At 43.5% G+C, this 16,629-nt stretch carries 17 protein-coding genes and 1 tRNA gene; 8 read left to right on the forward strand and 10 right to left on the reverse strand.

Annotated features, from left to right (window positions below):
• Positions 1 to 12: 12 nt before the first annotated feature.
• Positions 13 to 636, reverse strand: coding sequence for a hypothetical protein (locus tag M0C34_RS15615; protein WP_248712609.1), 624 nt, complete (start codon positions 634 to 636; stop codon positions 13 to 15).
• Positions 637 to 678: 42 nt separating this feature from the next.
• A complete protein-coding gene (locus tag M0C34_RS15620; protein WP_248712610.1) occupies positions 679 to 2,877 on the reverse strand; it encodes a malate synthase G in 2,199 nt (732 codons plus the stop codon).
• Positions 2,878 to 3,166: 289 nt separating this feature from the next.
• Here M0C34_RS15620 and M0C34_RS15625 point away from each other — a divergent pair, with 289 nt between their 5' ends.
• Both M0C34_RS15625 and M0C34_RS15630 read left to right on the forward strand, forming a co-directional pair.
• Positions 3,167 to 4,090 carry a hypothetical protein gene (locus M0C34_RS15625; RefSeq protein WP_248712611.1) on the forward strand — a complete coding sequence of 308 codons (924 nt, stop codon included), beginning with the start codon at positions 3,167 to 3,169 and terminating at the stop codon, positions 4,088 to 4,090.
• Positions 4,091 to 4,129: 39 nt separating this feature from the next.
• On the forward strand, positions 4,130 to 4,429 hold the full coding sequence (locus M0C34_RS15630) for a 4a-hydroxytetrahydrobiopterin dehydratase (protein ID WP_248712612.1): 300 nt from the start codon (positions 4,130 to 4,132) through the stop codon (positions 4,427 to 4,429).
• Positions 4,430 to 4,465: 36 nt separating this feature from the next.
• On the opposite strand, the gene M0C34_RS15635 is transcribed toward M0C34_RS15630, so the two are convergent.
• Positions 4,466 to 4,939, reverse strand: coding sequence for a YHS domain-containing (seleno)protein (locus tag M0C34_RS15635; protein WP_248712613.1), 474 nt, complete (start codon positions 4,937 to 4,939; stop codon positions 4,466 to 4,468).
• A gap of 114 nt (positions 4,940 to 5,053) precedes the next feature.
• Here M0C34_RS15635 and M0C34_RS15640 point away from each other — a divergent pair, with 114 nt between their 5' ends.
• Positions 5,054 to 5,884, forward strand: a complete 831-nt coding sequence (locus M0C34_RS15640; RefSeq protein WP_248712614.1) for an AraC family transcriptional regulator — start codon at positions 5,054 to 5,056, stop codon at positions 5,882 to 5,884.
• On the opposite strand, the gene M0C34_RS15645 is transcribed toward M0C34_RS15640, so the two are convergent.
• On the reverse strand, positions 5,881 to 6,495 hold the full coding sequence (locus M0C34_RS15645) for a uracil-DNA glycosylase family protein (RefSeq protein ID WP_248712615.1): 615 nt from the start codon (positions 6,493 to 6,495) through the stop codon (positions 5,881 to 5,883). The two genes, M0C34_RS15640 and M0C34_RS15645, sit on opposite strands and share 4 nt — an antisense overlap.
• Positions 6,496 to 6,527: 32 nt before the next feature.
• A complete protein-coding gene (locus M0C34_RS15650) occupies positions 6,528 to 7,571 on the reverse strand; it encodes an NADP(H)-dependent aldo-keto reductase (RefSeq protein ID WP_248712616.1) in 1,044 nt (347 codons plus the stop codon).
• A gap of 226 nt (positions 7,572 to 7,797) precedes the next feature.
• Between M0C34_RS15650 and M0C34_RS15655 the strand changes: the two genes are divergently transcribed.
• Both M0C34_RS15655 and M0C34_RS15660 read left to right on the forward strand, forming a co-directional pair.
• Positions 7,798 to 9,171, forward strand: a complete 1,374-nt coding sequence (locus M0C34_RS15655) for a pullulanase-associated domain-containing protein (protein ID WP_248712617.1) — start codon at positions 7,798 to 7,800, stop codon at positions 9,169 to 9,171.
• Between the two features lie 103 nt (positions 9,172 to 9,274).
• Positions 9,275 to 9,946, forward strand: coding sequence for an HAD family hydrolase (locus tag M0C34_RS15660; protein ID WP_248712618.1), 672 nt, complete (start codon positions 9,275 to 9,277; stop codon positions 9,944 to 9,946).
• A gap of 44 nt (positions 9,947 to 9,990) precedes the next feature.
• On the opposite strand, the gene bfr (M0C34_RS15665) is transcribed toward M0C34_RS15660, so the two are convergent.
• The 4 genes from bfr (M0C34_RS15665) to M0C34_RS15680 all read right to left on the reverse strand — a co-directional run bounded on the left by bfr (M0C34_RS15665) (position 9,991) and on the right by M0C34_RS15680 (position 13,337).
• Positions 9,991 to 10,458 (reverse strand): bacterioferritin, encoded by a 468-nt coding sequence (gene bfr, locus M0C34_RS15665; RefSeq protein WP_248712619.1) that lies wholly within the window; start codon positions 10,456 to 10,458, stop codon positions 9,991 to 9,993.
• The gene (gene bfr, locus M0C34_RS15670) at positions 10,458 to 10,937 is read right to left on the reverse strand and encodes a bacterioferritin (protein ID WP_248712620.1); all 480 of its coding nucleotides are present in this window, start codon (positions 10,935 to 10,937) and stop codon (positions 10,458 to 10,460) included. Before bfr (M0C34_RS15670) ends, bfr (M0C34_RS15665) begins: the two co-directional genes overlap by 1 nt.
• 443 nt (positions 10,938 to 11,380) lie before the next feature.
• Complete coding sequence (mtgA, locus tag M0C34_RS15675; RefSeq protein WP_248712621.1) at positions 11,381 to 12,067, reverse strand: monofunctional biosynthetic peptidoglycan transglycosylase; 687 nt, start codon at positions 12,065 to 12,067, stop codon at positions 11,381 to 11,383.
• A 76-nt stretch (positions 12,068 to 12,143) separates the two neighbouring features.
• Entirely contained in the window at positions 12,144 to 13,337 is a 1,194-nt protein-coding gene (locus tag M0C34_RS15680) for a benzoate/H(+) symporter BenE family transporter (protein WP_256469391.1), read from the reverse strand.
• Between the two features lie 104 nt (positions 13,338 to 13,441).
• Between M0C34_RS15680 and M0C34_RS15685 the strand changes: the two genes are divergently transcribed.
• The gene (locus M0C34_RS15685; RefSeq protein WP_248712623.1) at positions 13,442 to 14,005 is read left to right on the forward strand and encodes a helix-turn-helix domain-containing protein; all 564 of its coding nucleotides are present in this window, start codon (positions 13,442 to 13,444) and stop codon (positions 14,003 to 14,005) included.
• A 100-nt stretch (positions 14,006 to 14,105) separates the two neighbouring features.
• On the opposite strand, the gene M0C34_RS15690 is transcribed toward M0C34_RS15685, so the two are convergent.
• Positions 14,106 to 14,181: transfer RNA gene (locus tag M0C34_RS15690), tRNA-Phe, on the reverse strand.
• 456 nt (positions 14,182 to 14,637) lie between these two features.
• Here M0C34_RS15690 and M0C34_RS15695 point away from each other — a divergent pair.
• Together M0C34_RS15695 and M0C34_RS15700 are read left to right on the forward strand one after the other, a co-directional pair.
• Positions 14,638 to 15,087 (forward strand): Fur family transcriptional regulator, encoded by a 450-nt coding sequence (locus M0C34_RS15695; protein WP_248712624.1) that lies wholly within the window; start codon positions 14,638 to 14,640, stop codon positions 15,085 to 15,087.
• An 87-nt stretch (positions 15,088 to 15,174) separates the two neighbouring features.
• Positions 15,175 to 16,599: a peptidoglycan DD-metalloendopeptidase family protein gene (locus tag M0C34_RS15700; RefSeq protein WP_248712625.1), complete on the forward strand. Its 1,425-nt coding sequence runs from the start codon at positions 15,175 to 15,177 to the stop codon at positions 16,597 to 16,599.
• Positions 16,600 to 16,629: the final 30 nt, after the last annotated feature.

The following is a 16,629-nucleotide window of genomic DNA, read 5'->3' on the forward strand; positions in this document are numbered from 1 at the left end:
ACAAACCAGAAATTACAATGTTTTGGTTTCTGTAGGCGTAATTTCTTCTACTTTTACAGTATTAGCATTAGTGGTATTACTCAGCTTCGCCAAATTTCTAATATGCTCGACACAATATTCCACTGATCGTGCTAACTCTCGCTTTAAGGCATCACCCTTTTCCAGCTCTGCGTAAGACGGCGCTTTTCCTGTATCTTCATACTCGGGCATATTGTTACAAACTTCTTCTGCAATAACATTGCCTTTTTCTTGGTCAATTAAGCGCGCATGAACGTGATAACTCACTCGGTAGTTATCCCAATCACTAGGATAGTAAATGGAACTCCAGCTTAGTGTACGTACATCCAAAATATAATCATATTCACTGTATAAGCTAATTATATTGGGTACTTCAGGCGTGGTTACTACTCTTGAATCATCGTCAATCACTTTAACGCGATAACTATTACTCAATCCATTCGCTAGTTCACGGGCGATGTCTAATGCAGGGTCTTCAACCTTGTTGTTTACAATCATTGCGTTACCGTTTGATATAACGGTAGCTAAACCTAGTAAGCCAAATTGAACATTCGCTGCCGTTTGTGCAGGAAAATCAAGCACTATGATATATAAATTGAACGCCCCCAATAATTGCATATACAAATATTGGGGGCATTCTATAGGGCGTTTTTTGAGGGACTAGCTTGCTTTAAACTTACGTCGCCAAGCATGTAACAGCGGTTCAGTGTAACCACTTGGTTGCTCACAACCTTTAAAGACTAAATCGAGCGCGGCTTGGTATGCGCAACTATCGGCAACATTACCAGCCATATTTTGGTATAGAGGGTCACCACTGTTCTGCTGGTCAACTAAAGCGGCAATCACTTCAAAACGTTGCTTAACTAAAGCTTCACTCACCACCTCATGCTTCAGCCAGTTGGCGACATGCTGGCTAGAGATACGTAAAGTTGCTCGGTCTTCCATTAAACCTACGCCGTTAATATCAGGGACTTTTGAACAACCCACTCCTTGCTCAACCCAACGCACCACGTAACCTAGAATACCTTGAATGTTGTTATCCAACTCGGCAATTAGCTGTTGCTCTGTCCACGTGGTTTCTATCGCCAAAGGCGGGGTGAGTAAATCAGCCAAGCGTTGCTTATTCAATGGGTTCAATTGTGCAACTAGTTGCTGCTGAATACTAAATACATCGACTTGATGATAATGTATGGCGTGCAAGGTAGCGGCGGTAGGCGAAGGAACCCAAGCTGTACTTGCGCCACTTTTTGGATGCGCTTGTTTAGTCTGCATCATCGCAGCCATCATCTCCGGCATTGCCCACATGCCTTTGCCTATTTGTGCCTTACCGAGTAAACCACACTCTAATCCGGCCTCTACGTTATTAAGTTCATAGGCTTTAATCCAAGCGCTTTCTTTAATGTCCCCTTTTGCCACCATCGCGCCAGCACACATACTGGTATGGATTTCGTCGCCGGTTCTATCTAAAAAGCCCGTATTAATGAAGACCACCCGTTGATTCGCTTCAGCGATACACGCACTTAGGTTTACACTGGTGCGGCGCTCTTCATCCATAATGCCTAGTTTAATGGTATTGGCGGCTAAACCTAATAACTCTTCCACCGCAGAAAAAACTTGGTTACTAAAAGCCACTTCCTCTGGGCCATGCATCTTAGGTTTCACAATGTAGATAGAGCCTTCTCGCGAATTGCGATAAGGGCTATTTCCGAGCAAGTCGTGCTTAGCTATTAAACTGGTAAACACGGCATCTAGCAGCCCTTCTGGAACTTCATTGCCGTCAGCATCAAGCATCAAATCACTGGTCATCAAGTGGCCAACATTACGCACAAACATCAAAGAACGGCCACTTAAGCTAAAGCCATGCCCTTGGGCATTAATGTAATGACGATTTGGCGCTAACTGGCGAGTGATTGTCTTATCATTTTTTGTCAGCGATTCACTTAGATTCCCGCACATTAAACCTAGCCAGTTTTTATATACCGCAACTTTGTCTGCAGCATCAACCGCAGCAATAGAATCTTCACAGTCCATGATAGTCGTCAGTGCTGACTCTAAGACAATGTCTTTTATGTTTGCGGTATCCTGTGAACCAATTTGGTGCTCAGCATCAAACTGAATCTCAATATGCAAGCCATGCTGCTGAAGTAAGATAACCTTGGGTTGCTCGGCTTCACCTTGATAGCCAGCAAAATGAGAAGCTTCGACTAGGGTGGTATTGGAGCCATCTTTTAAACAAACCAGTAAACCTCCAGACAACACCCTGTAGTCTGTGGCGTCTGTATGGCTGCCGTGCGCCAGAGGACAGTGTTCATCTAAGAATGCGCGCCCATAGGCGATCACCGCGGCCCCACGAGCGGGATTGTAGCTTGCACCTGGTGCCAACTCACCGCTTTGGTCAAGTACATCAGTGCCATATAAAGCATCATACAAGCTGCCCCAGCGCGCATTGGCGGCGTTTAAGGCGTAACGTGCGTTCATTACCGGCACCACCAATTGGGGCCCCGCTAATAAAGCCAACTCTCGGTCAACTTTTGAAGTGTCTAAACTAACATGAGTGGGTTGCTCCACAAGATAGCCGATACTGCGTAAAAACTGCTGATAAACATCGGCGGAAAATGGCGCAGGGTGTTGAGCGTGCCATTGATCTATTTGAGCCTGCAATGCATCACGCTTAGCCAAAAGTATTTTATTGTTAGGGGTAAACTGCAATAAATAGCTTTCTAAATCAGACCAAAATGCCGCTTCATTGACACCCGTACCAGGCAATACATCTTGGTTTATAAACTGGTACAGCAAACTTGATACTTGAAAGTGTTTTAGTGGTAGATAGTTGGATTCCTTGTTGGTCAGCTTACTCATCAATTGTTCCCTTAATTTATAGTTATTATTTAGCATTAGCTTATGCTTAGCGTTTTAGTTAATGTAACCCTGTATTAAGATAAATTTGCACCCCAAAAAAGATACAAAATAGGTGTCAGGCTAGCATCCCACATATCAGTATGGCTTTACCATTGGCCAAATGTCGCATTTGCAATCATACAACTCTTTGATAACATTTTTCAAACACTTGTTTAAAGTCGTATGAAGCGTCAAACTCAACATACTAAAATTCAATATCTAATACTATGATTTAACTACATAAAGAGGCATGGATTTGCTAGCGCTAATTTCTCGATATTCAACTCAATTACTGGCAAGCTGTGTCATCATCGGTTTTAGCTTCCCTCAGCTTTCAAACGCGCTACTGCCTTATTTACCAAGCGTATTGTTTGGCTTAATGTTGCTCACCATTGTCAGCCTACACATAGGGACTTTAGTAAAAGATTTGTGCCAGGTGTCGGTATGGCTATACGCCCTTTGGCATACTTTAGGGGTTACCGCTTTAGTCATGTTGTTAGTTTGGCTGCTAAACATCAATAGCCAGTTATATTTAGCAATAGCCGCTACCTGCGCCACCGGGTCTTTATTCGCCAGCCCTGCCATTGTGCGTTCTTTAGGTTTAGATGCGCAGCGCTGCATGGCGATGACAATTGCGTCGACCCTTTTAATGCCTTTTATATTGCTGCTCAATGGCTTTATTTTTAGCCGCTTCAGTGGCGCTGAGCAGCTAACACTGGATTTGCAGGTATACAGTCAACGTTTAGCGATTTTTATCCTTCTTCCCATCATTGTTAGCTTACTTTGCCATAAGCTCATTAAGGCAAAACTGATTGAACAAGCCTTGATACGAATTCGCCCTTTTACCATCGTATTGGTTTTTTTCTTTCCTTTGGGCCTTATGGGGGCATTTCGAGAGGTGTTTAATGCCCGTCCCAGCCTAGCATTAGAATATTTGCTAATTGCGAGTAGCATATCCACATTACTATTTGTTAGTAGCTTTTGGCTTTATCTACGACAAGGAAAAGACTTGGCAATAATTAGCGCTATCACTGCTACCAATCGCAATGTACTACTCACTTATAGCGTTACGGGTAGTTTTTTGGGGGCGGAATATATGATTTATATGGGGGCGATACAGTTGCCTATTTATCTATTGCCCATGTTAGTCAAACTGGCATATCGCTCAAGCTAACCTAGGCTCAATAGAACACCGACCATTTTGGAGATGACAATGGCAGAGCAACAAGTGCTTAGTAAGCCAGCGATACAGAGGGCTCTGAAACACTTACCCAACTGGCAATACCAAGATAATGCCATTTCAAACAACTACCAATTTAAAGACTTTGTTCAAGCTTTTGAATTTATGGGAAGAGTGGCTGATTACGCCGAGCAACAAAACCACCACCCAGATTGGAGCAATTGCTATAACAAAGTAGATATAAGCCTAACGACTCATGAACTAGGCGGGGTGAGTGAACGGGACTTTAAACTGGCTAAGCTAATAGAAGAGCTTTACCAGCAATACTACTAAGCCACCGACGCGCTCTGTTTCGGTGGCAATTAAAAGCTATAACTTAGCCGCATCAATCGGCTTTATTTCAGGCCAATTTTGGTTAGCATCTACAATCAATTCATGGGTGTTTTCCAACCAGCGCTGTTGTACTTTTTTATCTAGATTCAGGTAAAGTTTACCGTCGACAATTTTCCAAGCATTTGGGTCAGTTTCAAACTTTTTCTCCATGGCTACACCAAATGCGCAATAACCACCGTATTGCGGTGCGTATTTGGCTGGTTCTGCTTTAAATGCATCTCGATTGCTAGCAGAAGAAAAGTGATAAATGGCGTTATTGTGAGTTGCCGAATAATCAGCCGTGCCTTGTGTGGGCTGGCCGCTAGAAAAATAGGCCACCGGATCATACCCCTTAATCGCCAAGTCATTACTATCCACGCTGATGCCGACATCAGCGGCAAAACTCAATCCACTAAACGCCAAGGCCGTAACAAGAGTGGTATAACGAATAGCTGCTTTCAATTTGTTCATTGTCTTTCTCCATAAAGTAACCGCTAACTGCGATGATGAAAATTTAACGCCTTAGTCCGGTCTATTGGGATACAATCGTCCGCTTGTTGGTGCGAAAAGTACGGAGTGTTATTGATGGACCATTTATCCACCTTACTACGACAGTTTTCGGTAACCGCAGGGGTCTTTTACTCTGGTCAATTATGTGGTTTATCGACCATTGAAAATAGCCAAGAGTTGGTGGGTCATATTCATGTGCTCAAACAAGGAAAGCTATCAGTTCAATATGCTAAACAAACAATAACGGTAGACCAACCAAGTTTAATTTTTTTCCCTAAACCCTTAGCACATAGGCTGATAGTCGATGATGAACAACCCGCTGAACTGGTGTGCGCTACCGTAAGATATGGCAACAACACTAGCAGCCCTTTAGCCAATGCCTTGCCTCCACAACTGGTATTAGCGCTAGGGCAACAGCCACAATTGTCTAGAACCATCGATTTACTCTTTGCTGAAGCGTTCGCCCCAGAAGAAGGGGCGCTAGTCATAATGGATCACTTGGTTGAAGTTCTGATCACCCTATTACTGCGTCATCATCTGAATCAACAACAAGCAGATACAGGGATAATTGCTGGTTTAATGCACCCTAAACTTTCTTTAGCGCTGGCCTTACTACACGCTAGTCCAGCGGCGCCTCATTCGATTGAGTCCTTAGCCCAGCAAGCCGGCATGTCACGAACCAGTTTTATGGAAACCTTTACTAAAGTGATTGGCAGCTCGCCAGGGGATTACTTAGTAGATTGGAAAATAAACCATGCTCAACAACTACTAAAAAGTGGTAAATCTATCGCTTGGACAGCGACGGCGGTGGGTTACCAAAGCGTATCGGGTTTCAACCGAGCCTTTCGGAGTCGAATTGAACTATCGCCCAAACAATGGCTTGAAAAACAACTAAATGAACATTAAGCCTTATTAAACAACAGCTCGCTAATCGCCATTTTTAGCTTGGGTAACAAGGTTTGCTCAAACCAAGGGTTGGCAGCGAGCCAATGACGATTTCTTGGCGAAGGATGAGGTAGAGGCCAAATACCCAGCTGGCTGAACTGTTCAAAACTCGCAACTTTATCAGTCAGTTTGCGTTGAGTGGCATTAGGTAGATAAAGAGCTTGCGCATACTGACCGATGAGCAAGGTAAGCTTCACTTCTGGCAACGCAGCCAAGACCTGTTGATGCCAAGTGGCAAAACATATCTTGGGTGGAGGCAAATCCCCATGCTTGCCTTTACCGGGGTAACAAAACCCGCTGGGGACAATCGCCACATGTTGCGGGTTATAAAAGATTGCCTCATCAATGCCCAACCACTCACGAAGGCGTTTACCACTCACATCATCCCATGGCACTCCACTTTGGTGGACTTTTAATCCCGGTGCTTGACCAATAATAAGTAAGCGAGCCTCTTTCGAGGCCTGAATAACCGGCCGAGGTTCAAATTGCTTAGCGCATAAACGACAGGCTCGAATGTCTGCTAACAACCCGGTTAGTGGCTGGATTGGGTCAATGTCTACGCCCTTATTCATCGTCGTTCTCGCTTCAGTTTTACAGTCATTCTTTACGGACAAGGGATACGGTGTTCGTCACCCAACTCTTGCATACGTTGCTCCATATCATCAGAAATGACTACTTGACTGCTTTGAATATTCTCTTTTAATTGCTCTAGGTTGGTAGCACCAATAATATTAGAGGCAACAAAGCTACGCTGGTTGACAAAGGCTAAAGCCAGTTGGGCAGGACTAAGTCCGAACTCTTTAGCAAGATCAACATAAGCTTGAATAGCTTTCTGGGCTCGATCAGAGCCATAACGGGCAAAACGTTTATACAAGGTTAAACGAGCACCTTCTGGCCATTGATCGTTTAGATACTTACCCGTCAACGCACCAAACGCTAAGGGAGAGTAAGCAAGTAGCGGTAGGTTCTCACGGTGCGATATTTCAGCCATTGATACTTCATAGCTACGATTGAGTAAATTATATGGGTTTTGTACCGACACTATTTTTGGCAAATTGTGTTTTTCTGCCAACTGAATGTAACGCATCGCTCCCCAAGGGGTTTCATTAGATATTCCCAAGTAGCGCACTTTTCCGGTTTTTACCAAATCTGCTAATGCTTCTAAGGTTTCAATAATCGGCGTTTGAGCGGCATCCTCGTTATGTGAATAGTTCAATTGACCAAAAAAGTTAGTCGCCCTATCCGGCCAATGCACCTGATATAAATCCAAATAGTCGGTCTGTAAACGATTCAAAGAATCTTCTACCGCCTGATGAATGCTGTTCCAAGTTAAAGTCATGTCACTACGAATATACCCGCCACGATCACTGCCAGAAGGTGCCGCGACTTTAGACGCCAAGATAATCTCGTCACGATTATCACGCTGCTTCATATAATGGCCGAGTATGGTTTCTGTATCACCTTGAGTGGTTTGTTGAGGGGGAACGGGATACATTTCGGCGGTATCAACAAAATTAACCCCGTTAGCTAACGCAAAATCAAGTTGAGAAAAAGCCTCGGCCTGAGTATTTTGCTCTCCCCAAGTCATCGTACCTAAGCAAATTTCACTGACGTCTAAAGTAGAGTGTCCTAAACGGCGATATTTCATTACTTATTCCTCAATCGGTTTAATCTAAGCGAATCATCAGTCATCGTAACCCATAATTAAAAGAGATGAAAAATTGTACAATTTTTATCCGAAATGATTCAGAGATCGGAGCTGTGTCAATTTTTCTTTAAAATTTAACACTGTATTGGTGATCTACTTGCTACTTCTTTACTGTTTTTTTAGTTATTATGCTTTCATGCAGCTTAAACAAGTTAATGGAGTAATTGTGCAAAGAGCATCCATATTTATTTTACTTTTCTGGTGTATCAGTACAGTTGCCACTGCGGCTAACGTTACCGTGCACTACAAAAGTACAGCAAACAACTACGATGGTTGGGGCCTACACATTTGGGCTGGCGAAGAAATGGTTAACGGAAAAGAAGTCGGCGCTCGTACCGATTTCCGTTTAAGAAAGGGCACTACGCCCGATACACCATTAATGCCTAGCAAATTTGATGACTTTGGTGTGGCATTTACCATCCCAGTAAGAAACGACGCTAAGCAATTTTCTTACACGCTTACCAATGGTGCTTCACACCATATGGGTGTTGAAGAGTGGAAGTGGATTAAAAGTAAACATGGCTTAAACATTTGGATTGTGGAGAAAGACCCTAAGATCTACACGTCTTTGCCCGCTAAATATAGCAATACGGCAAGCACAACCAAAAAAGCAACAACCACAACAAAAGCTAGCGCGGTATTGCCGCCGCCAGTGCCAAAAGCGCCAAAAGCGGCTACCACCGCAACGGTTGCTGCAACTAAAACTGTCGCGAAGCCTAAGCCTAAGCCTAAGCCAAAAGCGGTAGCTAAAAGCACGACTAGCCCAGAGATGAAGCGAACTTTAGCCGTTCTCAAAGACGACTTAAACAAGAAGAATCGAACCATTAGTAAACTTCAATCTGCGTTAAATGATACGCAGAAAATCAACCAGCGTTTACAGAATGACTTAAATAGTAAACTGATTGATTACCAAGCTTTACTACAACTAAATGATAAAGTTAGTAATGAAAATAGAACGCTAACAGCAACCAACCAGAGCTTATACAGCCAGGTGGAGCAAGCTGGTAGCAGTAATGCGGAACAAAAACTGATTGAACGCAATCAGCAATTAGAGACGCAGTTAGCAGGCCTTAATGAGCAAATGCTCGGTCTACAAAAAACCATTACTGAAAACAATGTCGATGTTGGGCAACAGAAACAGCTGCAAGAACAATTCAGCCAGTTACAAACTCAACGCGACGAACTGCGTGAGCAAAACAATAAGTTGAGTGCGCATATTGTTGAGTTAGTACAACGAGCTGAAAGCAGCGGTCAACCTCAGCAGTCAGGAATTGCTTGGTGGTTATTTGGTGCCGTAGTCGCTGTGCTAGTGGTATTGATTGGTTTGGTCTTCGTAGCAACAAGCAAGCGCTATAAAGATTTACAGTTTGATATGGAAGATGCCATCAAGCGTAAAGAAGAAGAAATTAAAACTGAGAAGATTTACGCTGCAGCCGCGAATGAAAAACTACGCAAAGTTCTTCATGGCGAAGCACAACAGCGCAGTTGGGCCCCCCTACCCGACGGCTTACCCGAAAATCTAAAGAAAGATACTGCATAACAATCAAGGCCAGCTAAGCTGGCCTTTTTTCTGCCTAGCTGTAAACGATTTAATGTGTTAATTAACTGTCCATGCCATGTAACGCCGTTTAGCCGAGGAAGCTTTGGAACTGTATATATTCGACTTAGATGAAACCCTAATTGCTGGCGATAGTGGAATGCTATGGCACAAATTTCTAGTGGACAAAGGTCTCATTACAGACAGCCGTTTTCTCGCTAAAGATACAGAGCTAATGAGGCTATACGCCTTAGGTGAATTGCAATTGCAGCAATACATCCAATTTAGCCTGCAACCCATACAGCACCTCGATAAAGGATTTATAGATAAGCTGGTGATTGAGTTTGTTAAACGAGATATAAGCCAGCTGATATATCCTGATGCCAAGCAATTATTAGCTCAGCTAACGGCCCAGCAGAAAACTATTTTAATTATCTCTGCTACCGTCAGTTTCATCGTAAAAGCTGCCGCTGAGTTATTAGGAGTTAAGCACTGTATTGGTGTTGATCTCGTGCTGGATGATCACCGCTACAGTGCTAACATAGAAGGCATTGCCAGCTATAGAGCTGGCAAAGTAATGCGCTTGCAAGAATGGCAAACAGAACAACGCGAGCACTACACTACGTTGTATTTCTATTCCGATTCGATAAACGACCAAGCAATGCTAGAGCATGTAGACATAGCTTACACCGTTAATCCTTGCCCTCAACTTAGTCTTTTAGCTAAACAAAAAGGCTGGCCAATACTAAATTGGCAAACACACCAACATCGAGACTAAGACTGTCAAAAACCGACAGCATCCACCGTCGGCCTAACTAGATATTAGAGCTGGCTTTGGATATAGTTTTCTAAACCAATTTTCTTGATCATTCCCAGCTGTTGCTCTAACCAATAAGCATGATCCATTTCGGTATCGTCGATCAATGTTTGCAACATATTCCGAGTCACGTAGTCTTGCTTAGTTTCACATAAAGCCATCGTGCTTTTCAGTAAAGCGTCTACCTCGTACTCTACCTTTAAGTCGTTCTCTAACATGCTTGGCACATCTTTACCTACTCGCAGTGGCTCTCGCTGAGTCAAATCAGGAGTTCCCTCTAAAAAAAGAATGCGTTGAATAAGTAATGATGCGTGACCTTTTTCATCATCAAACTCATGATCAATGCGCTCATAAAGTTTATTGATCCCCCAATCTTCATACATTCTTGAGTGTATAAAGTATTGATCCATCGCGGTTAATTCGTTCATTAACAGTCGATTAAGAGCATCTATGACTTCACTATCACCCTTCATTAGTCGTCTCCTTCGGTAATTTGCGCCGCTAAATAGTTTTCTATACCCATTTTTTCTATTTGATATTGTTGGGTTTCAATCCAATCTATGTGATCTTCTTCATAACTTAGAATATCTTCGACTAAATCTCTGCTAACAAAATCTCTGGCAGCTTCACAAGCCGCTATCGTCTCTTTGAGGATTGGCAACTGCTCTAGTTGAAAATCCATATCACATTGCAGCATCTCTTCTGTGGACTCGCCGATACGCAGGCTGCCCAGCATATGTACATGCGGTAAACTTTCCAAAAACAGGATCCGCTCCATCAATTTGTCGGCCTGTTTCATATCCTTAATTGATTTTTTGTAGTTTTTTTCATTTAGCGCATCAAAGCCCCAGTTGCGATACATTCTGGCATGCAGAAAATATTGATTGATTGAGGTTAACTCGCTTGTAAGCACCTTATTTAACAAGGCGATTATTGTAGGTTCAGCTTTCATTAGCACGCTCCTTACTCATCAATTATCTAATCAATGAGTATATACCAAGCACCAGCAAACACACATTACATTTACATTCCATCAACTTACGCAACAATAGTGATAATTGTTATCATTTTTATTTACCACCAAACAAGACGATAATCATGACTTTGAAGCGGCTCACACCATCAATAAACGTTCAAAAAAACAGCAAGCCAGTTTGATGTAAAACAAGTTTTTCCGTTTCTCTGCTGTTCGCTATCACTTATAATTTTAAACAGATAAGCACCAAGGATGGCTAAACAAAAAGTGAGGTCATTATGCTATTTCAATTCTTAAAAACCCTGTCCAAAGCTGGCTTAATTGCTATATCCATATTTGTGATATTACTGGTTTTGAAACACTCCGCACAATATACGGTTCAGCTATTTCAAGCGGCTCTCTAGCTGATGTTGATTGAATTACTTCAAGTCTAGATAGTTACCACCTAACTGGCGCATTTGTTGGCTTATCCATAAAATGCGCTGATTGATATAGGCTGAACGCGGCCACAATTGATAGCGATAAGGACTAGGCAATAAAGCCGCCAAACTGGCCGCTTGTTCACGACTTAATCGTTTAGACGAATGCTTAAAGTAATGCTGACTAGCGGCTTCTACGCCATAAATACCAGGCCCATACTCGGCAATGTTTAAGTAAACTTCCAAAATACGAGACTTACTGAGGTTAAGTTCTAGCATTAAGCTGAAACCCGCTTCTAGTGCTTTACGCCAATAGCTTTGACTGGGCCACAACCACAGATTCTTTGCGGTTTGCTGGGTGATGGTACTGGCGCCACGTAGCCTAGAGCCCTGCTGATTGTCTTTCACTGCTTGCCATATCGATGCGAAGTCTATCCCCCAATGAACGGGAAACTTTTGGTCTTCTGCAGCCACTACTGCCAAGCTCATATTTGGACTGATCTCATCGATGCCCCGCCAATCATGGTTAATTTGCTGAGGGTAACTACTTGGAGGGTCAATACTTCGGTGAATTCGCCATGCCCAAATAGGAGGGTCTATCCAGCGCAGTGCTAAAACCATAATTTCAGCACTAATCATTATACCTACAAACAACCACAACAAGCCTTTACCCAGCCGTTTTAGCATCTGTGCAACCATTTTTAAGCGTGTATCACTACGTTAACCAATTATACTAAATAAATGAAGATATTAAGCCGTTCAATCATTTACAACGCGCTAAATATGCGGCGAAATAATGTACCAATAAGCCCAAGCTCAAGCCCCAAAAGGCGCTACCAATGCCTCCTATACTAAAACCAGAAGCTGTAGCAACAAAGGTTATTACAGCGGCATCTCGCCCGTTAGGCTGAGCCAGAGCTGTCGCCAAGCTATTGGCCACCGTGCTCAATAAAGCTAAGCCCGCTATCGCCATCACTAATGCTTCAGGAAAAGCCGAGAATACGCTTACCACAGTTGCTCCCAATAAACCGACCGCAACATAAAAAACGCCGGCCCAAACAGCAGCCCAATAACGCCTGCTAGGGTCTTCGTCCGCGTCTTTCCCCATACATATTGCAGCCGTTATGGCCGACAAATTAAATGCGAAACCGCCAAATGGAGCCAGTAGCAGCCCAGTAATGCCGGTCCAAGAGATAAGTGGCGAGATTGGAGGCCGATACCCATTGGCATGCAACGCGGCAATGCCTGGCATATTTTGCGAAGCCATGGTCACGATAAATAATGGTAACCCGACCCCAACCATCGCTTGAAATGATAATACCGGACTAATCCATTCTGGGCGGGCTAAATCCAAACTCAATTTGCTACCATCCAACAAACCTAAGGCATAAGCGATACTACAACCAAGCATTAAGCTAATCAGCATCACGTAACGTGGCAGGGCATAGCGAACCAGCAAGTAACACGCGAGCATGGGCCCAACGAATAGTAATTGGCTCTCAAGAGCCGTAAACAGCTGTAAGCAAAACTGCAACAACACGCCCGCCAACATTGCCGCCGCCAAAGACTGAGGGATCCATTTGATTAGCTTGTCTACCAAACCACTTAAGCCACAAAGTGTAATAAGTAGCGAACTAAATAAAAATGCCCCTACAGCCTCGTTTATCGACAAACCAGATAAACTGGTTACCAATAAAGCCGCGCCTGGTGTTGACCAAGCGGTAAGAACCGGCTGCTTATAATAAAGTGACAAGCCAATGCTACTGCACCCCATTCCTAAACCAAGCGCCCATAACCACGAGGCGATTTGCTGTTCACTTGCACCGACTGCGGCAGCGGCTTGAAAGATAATTACAGCAGAACTGCTATAGCCAACTAAAACCGCAATGAAGCCCGCTGATATATGTGACAAACTTATTAAACGTCGCAAGCTAAAGCCCTCCCTAACAAGCTCAATTACCTTTAACCCACCCGTGCGCTATAACGCACAACATGGACAAGCCTAGCACTTGTGCGCTATAACATACAAGAATTAAATACTAGTCAATCAAAGGTCTTCAAGTGCAAGCTCTCAATCAGTACCTCGCTCAAATGCTAAAAACCAAACGGCAACAAAAACAGTGGAGCTTAACCAAAGCGGCGCAAGAAACGGGAGTAAGTAAAGCAATGTTAGGCCAGATCGAACGCGGTGAGTCGAGCCCAACTATCGCAACCTTATGGAAAATTGCCGGAGGGTTTAATACGTCTCTATCTTATTTTATAGAGCCTAGCTTAAGTGATAGTCAACACTCAGAGGTAAGAAGCGCCGAGCAGCTTCGCCAACAGCCCGCCAGCGACAGCATGTTGGTTGCCACATTATTTCCCTTTGATCCCCATTATGGCTTTGAGATGTTTGAGTTAACCTTATTACCAGGTTATGAGCGCTTATCTGAAGCCCACGAACCTGGTGTCAGCGAGCATATTGTGGTCATTAGCGGTGAAATGGAAGTGCTAATAAAAGGGCAGTGGATACCATTAAGCAAAGGACAAGCAATACGGTTTGCCGGCGACCAAGAACATGGCTATCGCAACCTCAGTCAACAAGCGGTGGTGTTTAATGATCTGATCCACTACTCAGTGAATTAATCACTGCAACGATAAGTCGAGGCCAATAACGGTGTGAGGGATAGGCTAGGCTTAAAACCTGAAACGAAAAAAGCCTGCATAAATGCAGGCTTTTTAAAGGTGGTGCCCGGAGGCGGAATCGAACCACCGACACGAGGATTTTCAATCCTCTGCTCTACCGACTGAGCTATCCGGGCAACGGCGGCTATTAAACGTTTTTAGCCCAAACAAGTCAACCGATTTTTATAAAATTAGCACTGAGTGCTTACAAAGCAAGCAAAGCAGGTGAAATTCACTCAATCTGAGTAAAACTAAACCAATACACCCGCACGTCTCTCAGCGCTTTCAAAGCGCGGTTCTTGTTACTGTTAGAATTTGCCAGTGTAGAAGACTGCAAATCAATTTTAGTGGAATAGAACGGCAACGGCAGTGAATAAGGATTTAACACTCGCTATAGGCTTAACCCTAATTTACACCAGAAATGAAAATAGTCATTTGTTTACAAGCGCTTAAATAGTGAGCCAGCACTCACAAATTGCTATATAGATGACAAAGCTGACTTGCCAACTTAAGCTCATTGTTATAATGTAACGCTCAAATTTGTAGACCTGCTGAAGGTTTACATCCAACTCACTGTTCTCAATCGGAAATTCATGTCTACAGTAGAATACATACAACACGTTAGTGATTACTGTAGCGAACTTAAGCTTAACTTTACGCCTAATCGTGAGGCGGTATTAGCCTTACTGCACCGCAGTAATGAGCCCTTAAGCGCTTATGACATTTTAGCCGAGCTGCAAAAACAGCAACCGAAAACTAAACCACCTACCGTTTACCGTGCGTTGGAGTTTTTATTACAGCATCATTTCATTCAGCACTTAGAATCCAGCAGCCGCTATCTGGTTAGCCAACAAGATACGTCTTTTGGGCCTAAGCCGCTATTAATATGTACCGATTGTAAATCAGTGACTCAACTTGATTTATCCAACCAACTAAAAACTGAACTGGATAACTTTGCGGGTAAACAGGGATTTAGTTTGCATCCACAAACTTACGAGTTTCAAGGATTATGTTCTGGTTGCCAACACAGGCAAACACCATGACATTAACTTGCAAAAAGACTCTGTTCATCACCAATAACACTAAAACAACAGCTGCATTAAGACAGTGTGTGATAGGTAATAGATAGTATGTTCAACAGTAAAGCCCAAATGTTTGGCCGACCTAGCAAGCTACCCAGTAAACACTGGCAGCTTATATTGGCTTGTGGTGCTGTCATCACCATAGCCAGTATTTGGCCAACGCAGCAGTCAACAACCAGTAGCTCACGTCAATTGATTGAGCTTCCGCAAAACAGCTTTAATCAAGATAATGACACCCAAGTATTTGAGTTAGCGCCAAGCTCTCGCAAGACGATTGAATTAGCGAGTAAAACGACCCAAACAGAACCCAGTGCTGAACAGTTTAAACAACACGCTGAGCCAAGCGTCACTAAAGAAAATGATGCCCCACAGGCTGCGGCCGAACCCAGTAATGCATTAGAAAATAGTGTACAAACTTACCGCTACACGATAAAAAAAGGTGATACCTTAGGCAAAATCTTTACTCGCTTCAACATTGATCAAACCACCATGTATCAAGTACTAGAAGCCGATATATCGGTGCTAGCGTTAGATACTTTAAGCCTTGGACACCAACTTACATTTACCATTGACCACGATAAGCAAGAGTTACAAGCCTTACAGTTGGCCTTTAACCCTGCTCAGCAAATCGTGTTTAAAAGAGTGGATGCCACCAGCTTTGAATATGAAACCGTCACTATTGAAGGTCAATGGCAAAAACAAGCCATTAGCGGCACCATTGAAGGTAGCTTTTACGTCTCGGCACGCAAAGCAGGATTAAATGCCAACGAAGTCGACCAAGTGTCCCAAATGTTTCAAGACAAGATTCGTTTTTCGAGAGACTTTAGGGCTGGTGACGTCTTTCAAGTAGTAAGAAATCGCCAGTACATTGACGGGGCGCTCACCGGTCAAAGTGAAATAAGTGCGGTGCGTATTTTTAATCGTGGTAACGAATATAGCGCTTACCTATTTAGTAACGGTAACTATTACGATAAAGAGGGCGAAAGTTTAGCCCGCGCCTTTATGCGCATTCCATTAAAACGTAAGCAACGTGTTAGTTCGCCCTTTAATCCCCGTCGGAAGCACCCCATTACTGGCCGAATTTCGCCACACAACGGCACTGATTTTGGTGTAGCTATTGGCACCCCTGTATTAGCGGCCGGTGATGGTGTGATCACTCGCATCGAAAACCACCCTTACGCTGGCAAATATATCGTGATTCAGCATGGTGGTAAGTACCGCTCTCGTTACTTACATTTGAATAAGTTTAAAGTGCGGAAAGGCCAGCGAGTCACTCGTGGTCAAGTGATTGCCGAATCGGGCAATACCGGCCGTTCTACCGGTCCGCATTTACATTATGAATTTCACATCAATGGTCGAGCAGTCAACCCGATGAAAGCTAAAATTCCGTTGGCATCGGCTATCGACAAGCAGGACCGTATCGCCTTCAATCAGTTAATTACTGATATGAACCAGCTAATTGAGTCTAGTTAAGGCCAGCTGAACTATTTAAAACGGTACGTT

This window comes from Agarivorans sp. TSD2052 (assembly GCF_023238625.1).
Taxonomy (GTDB): Bacteria; Pseudomonadota; Gammaproteobacteria; order Enterobacterales; family Celerinatantimonadaceae; genus Agarivorans.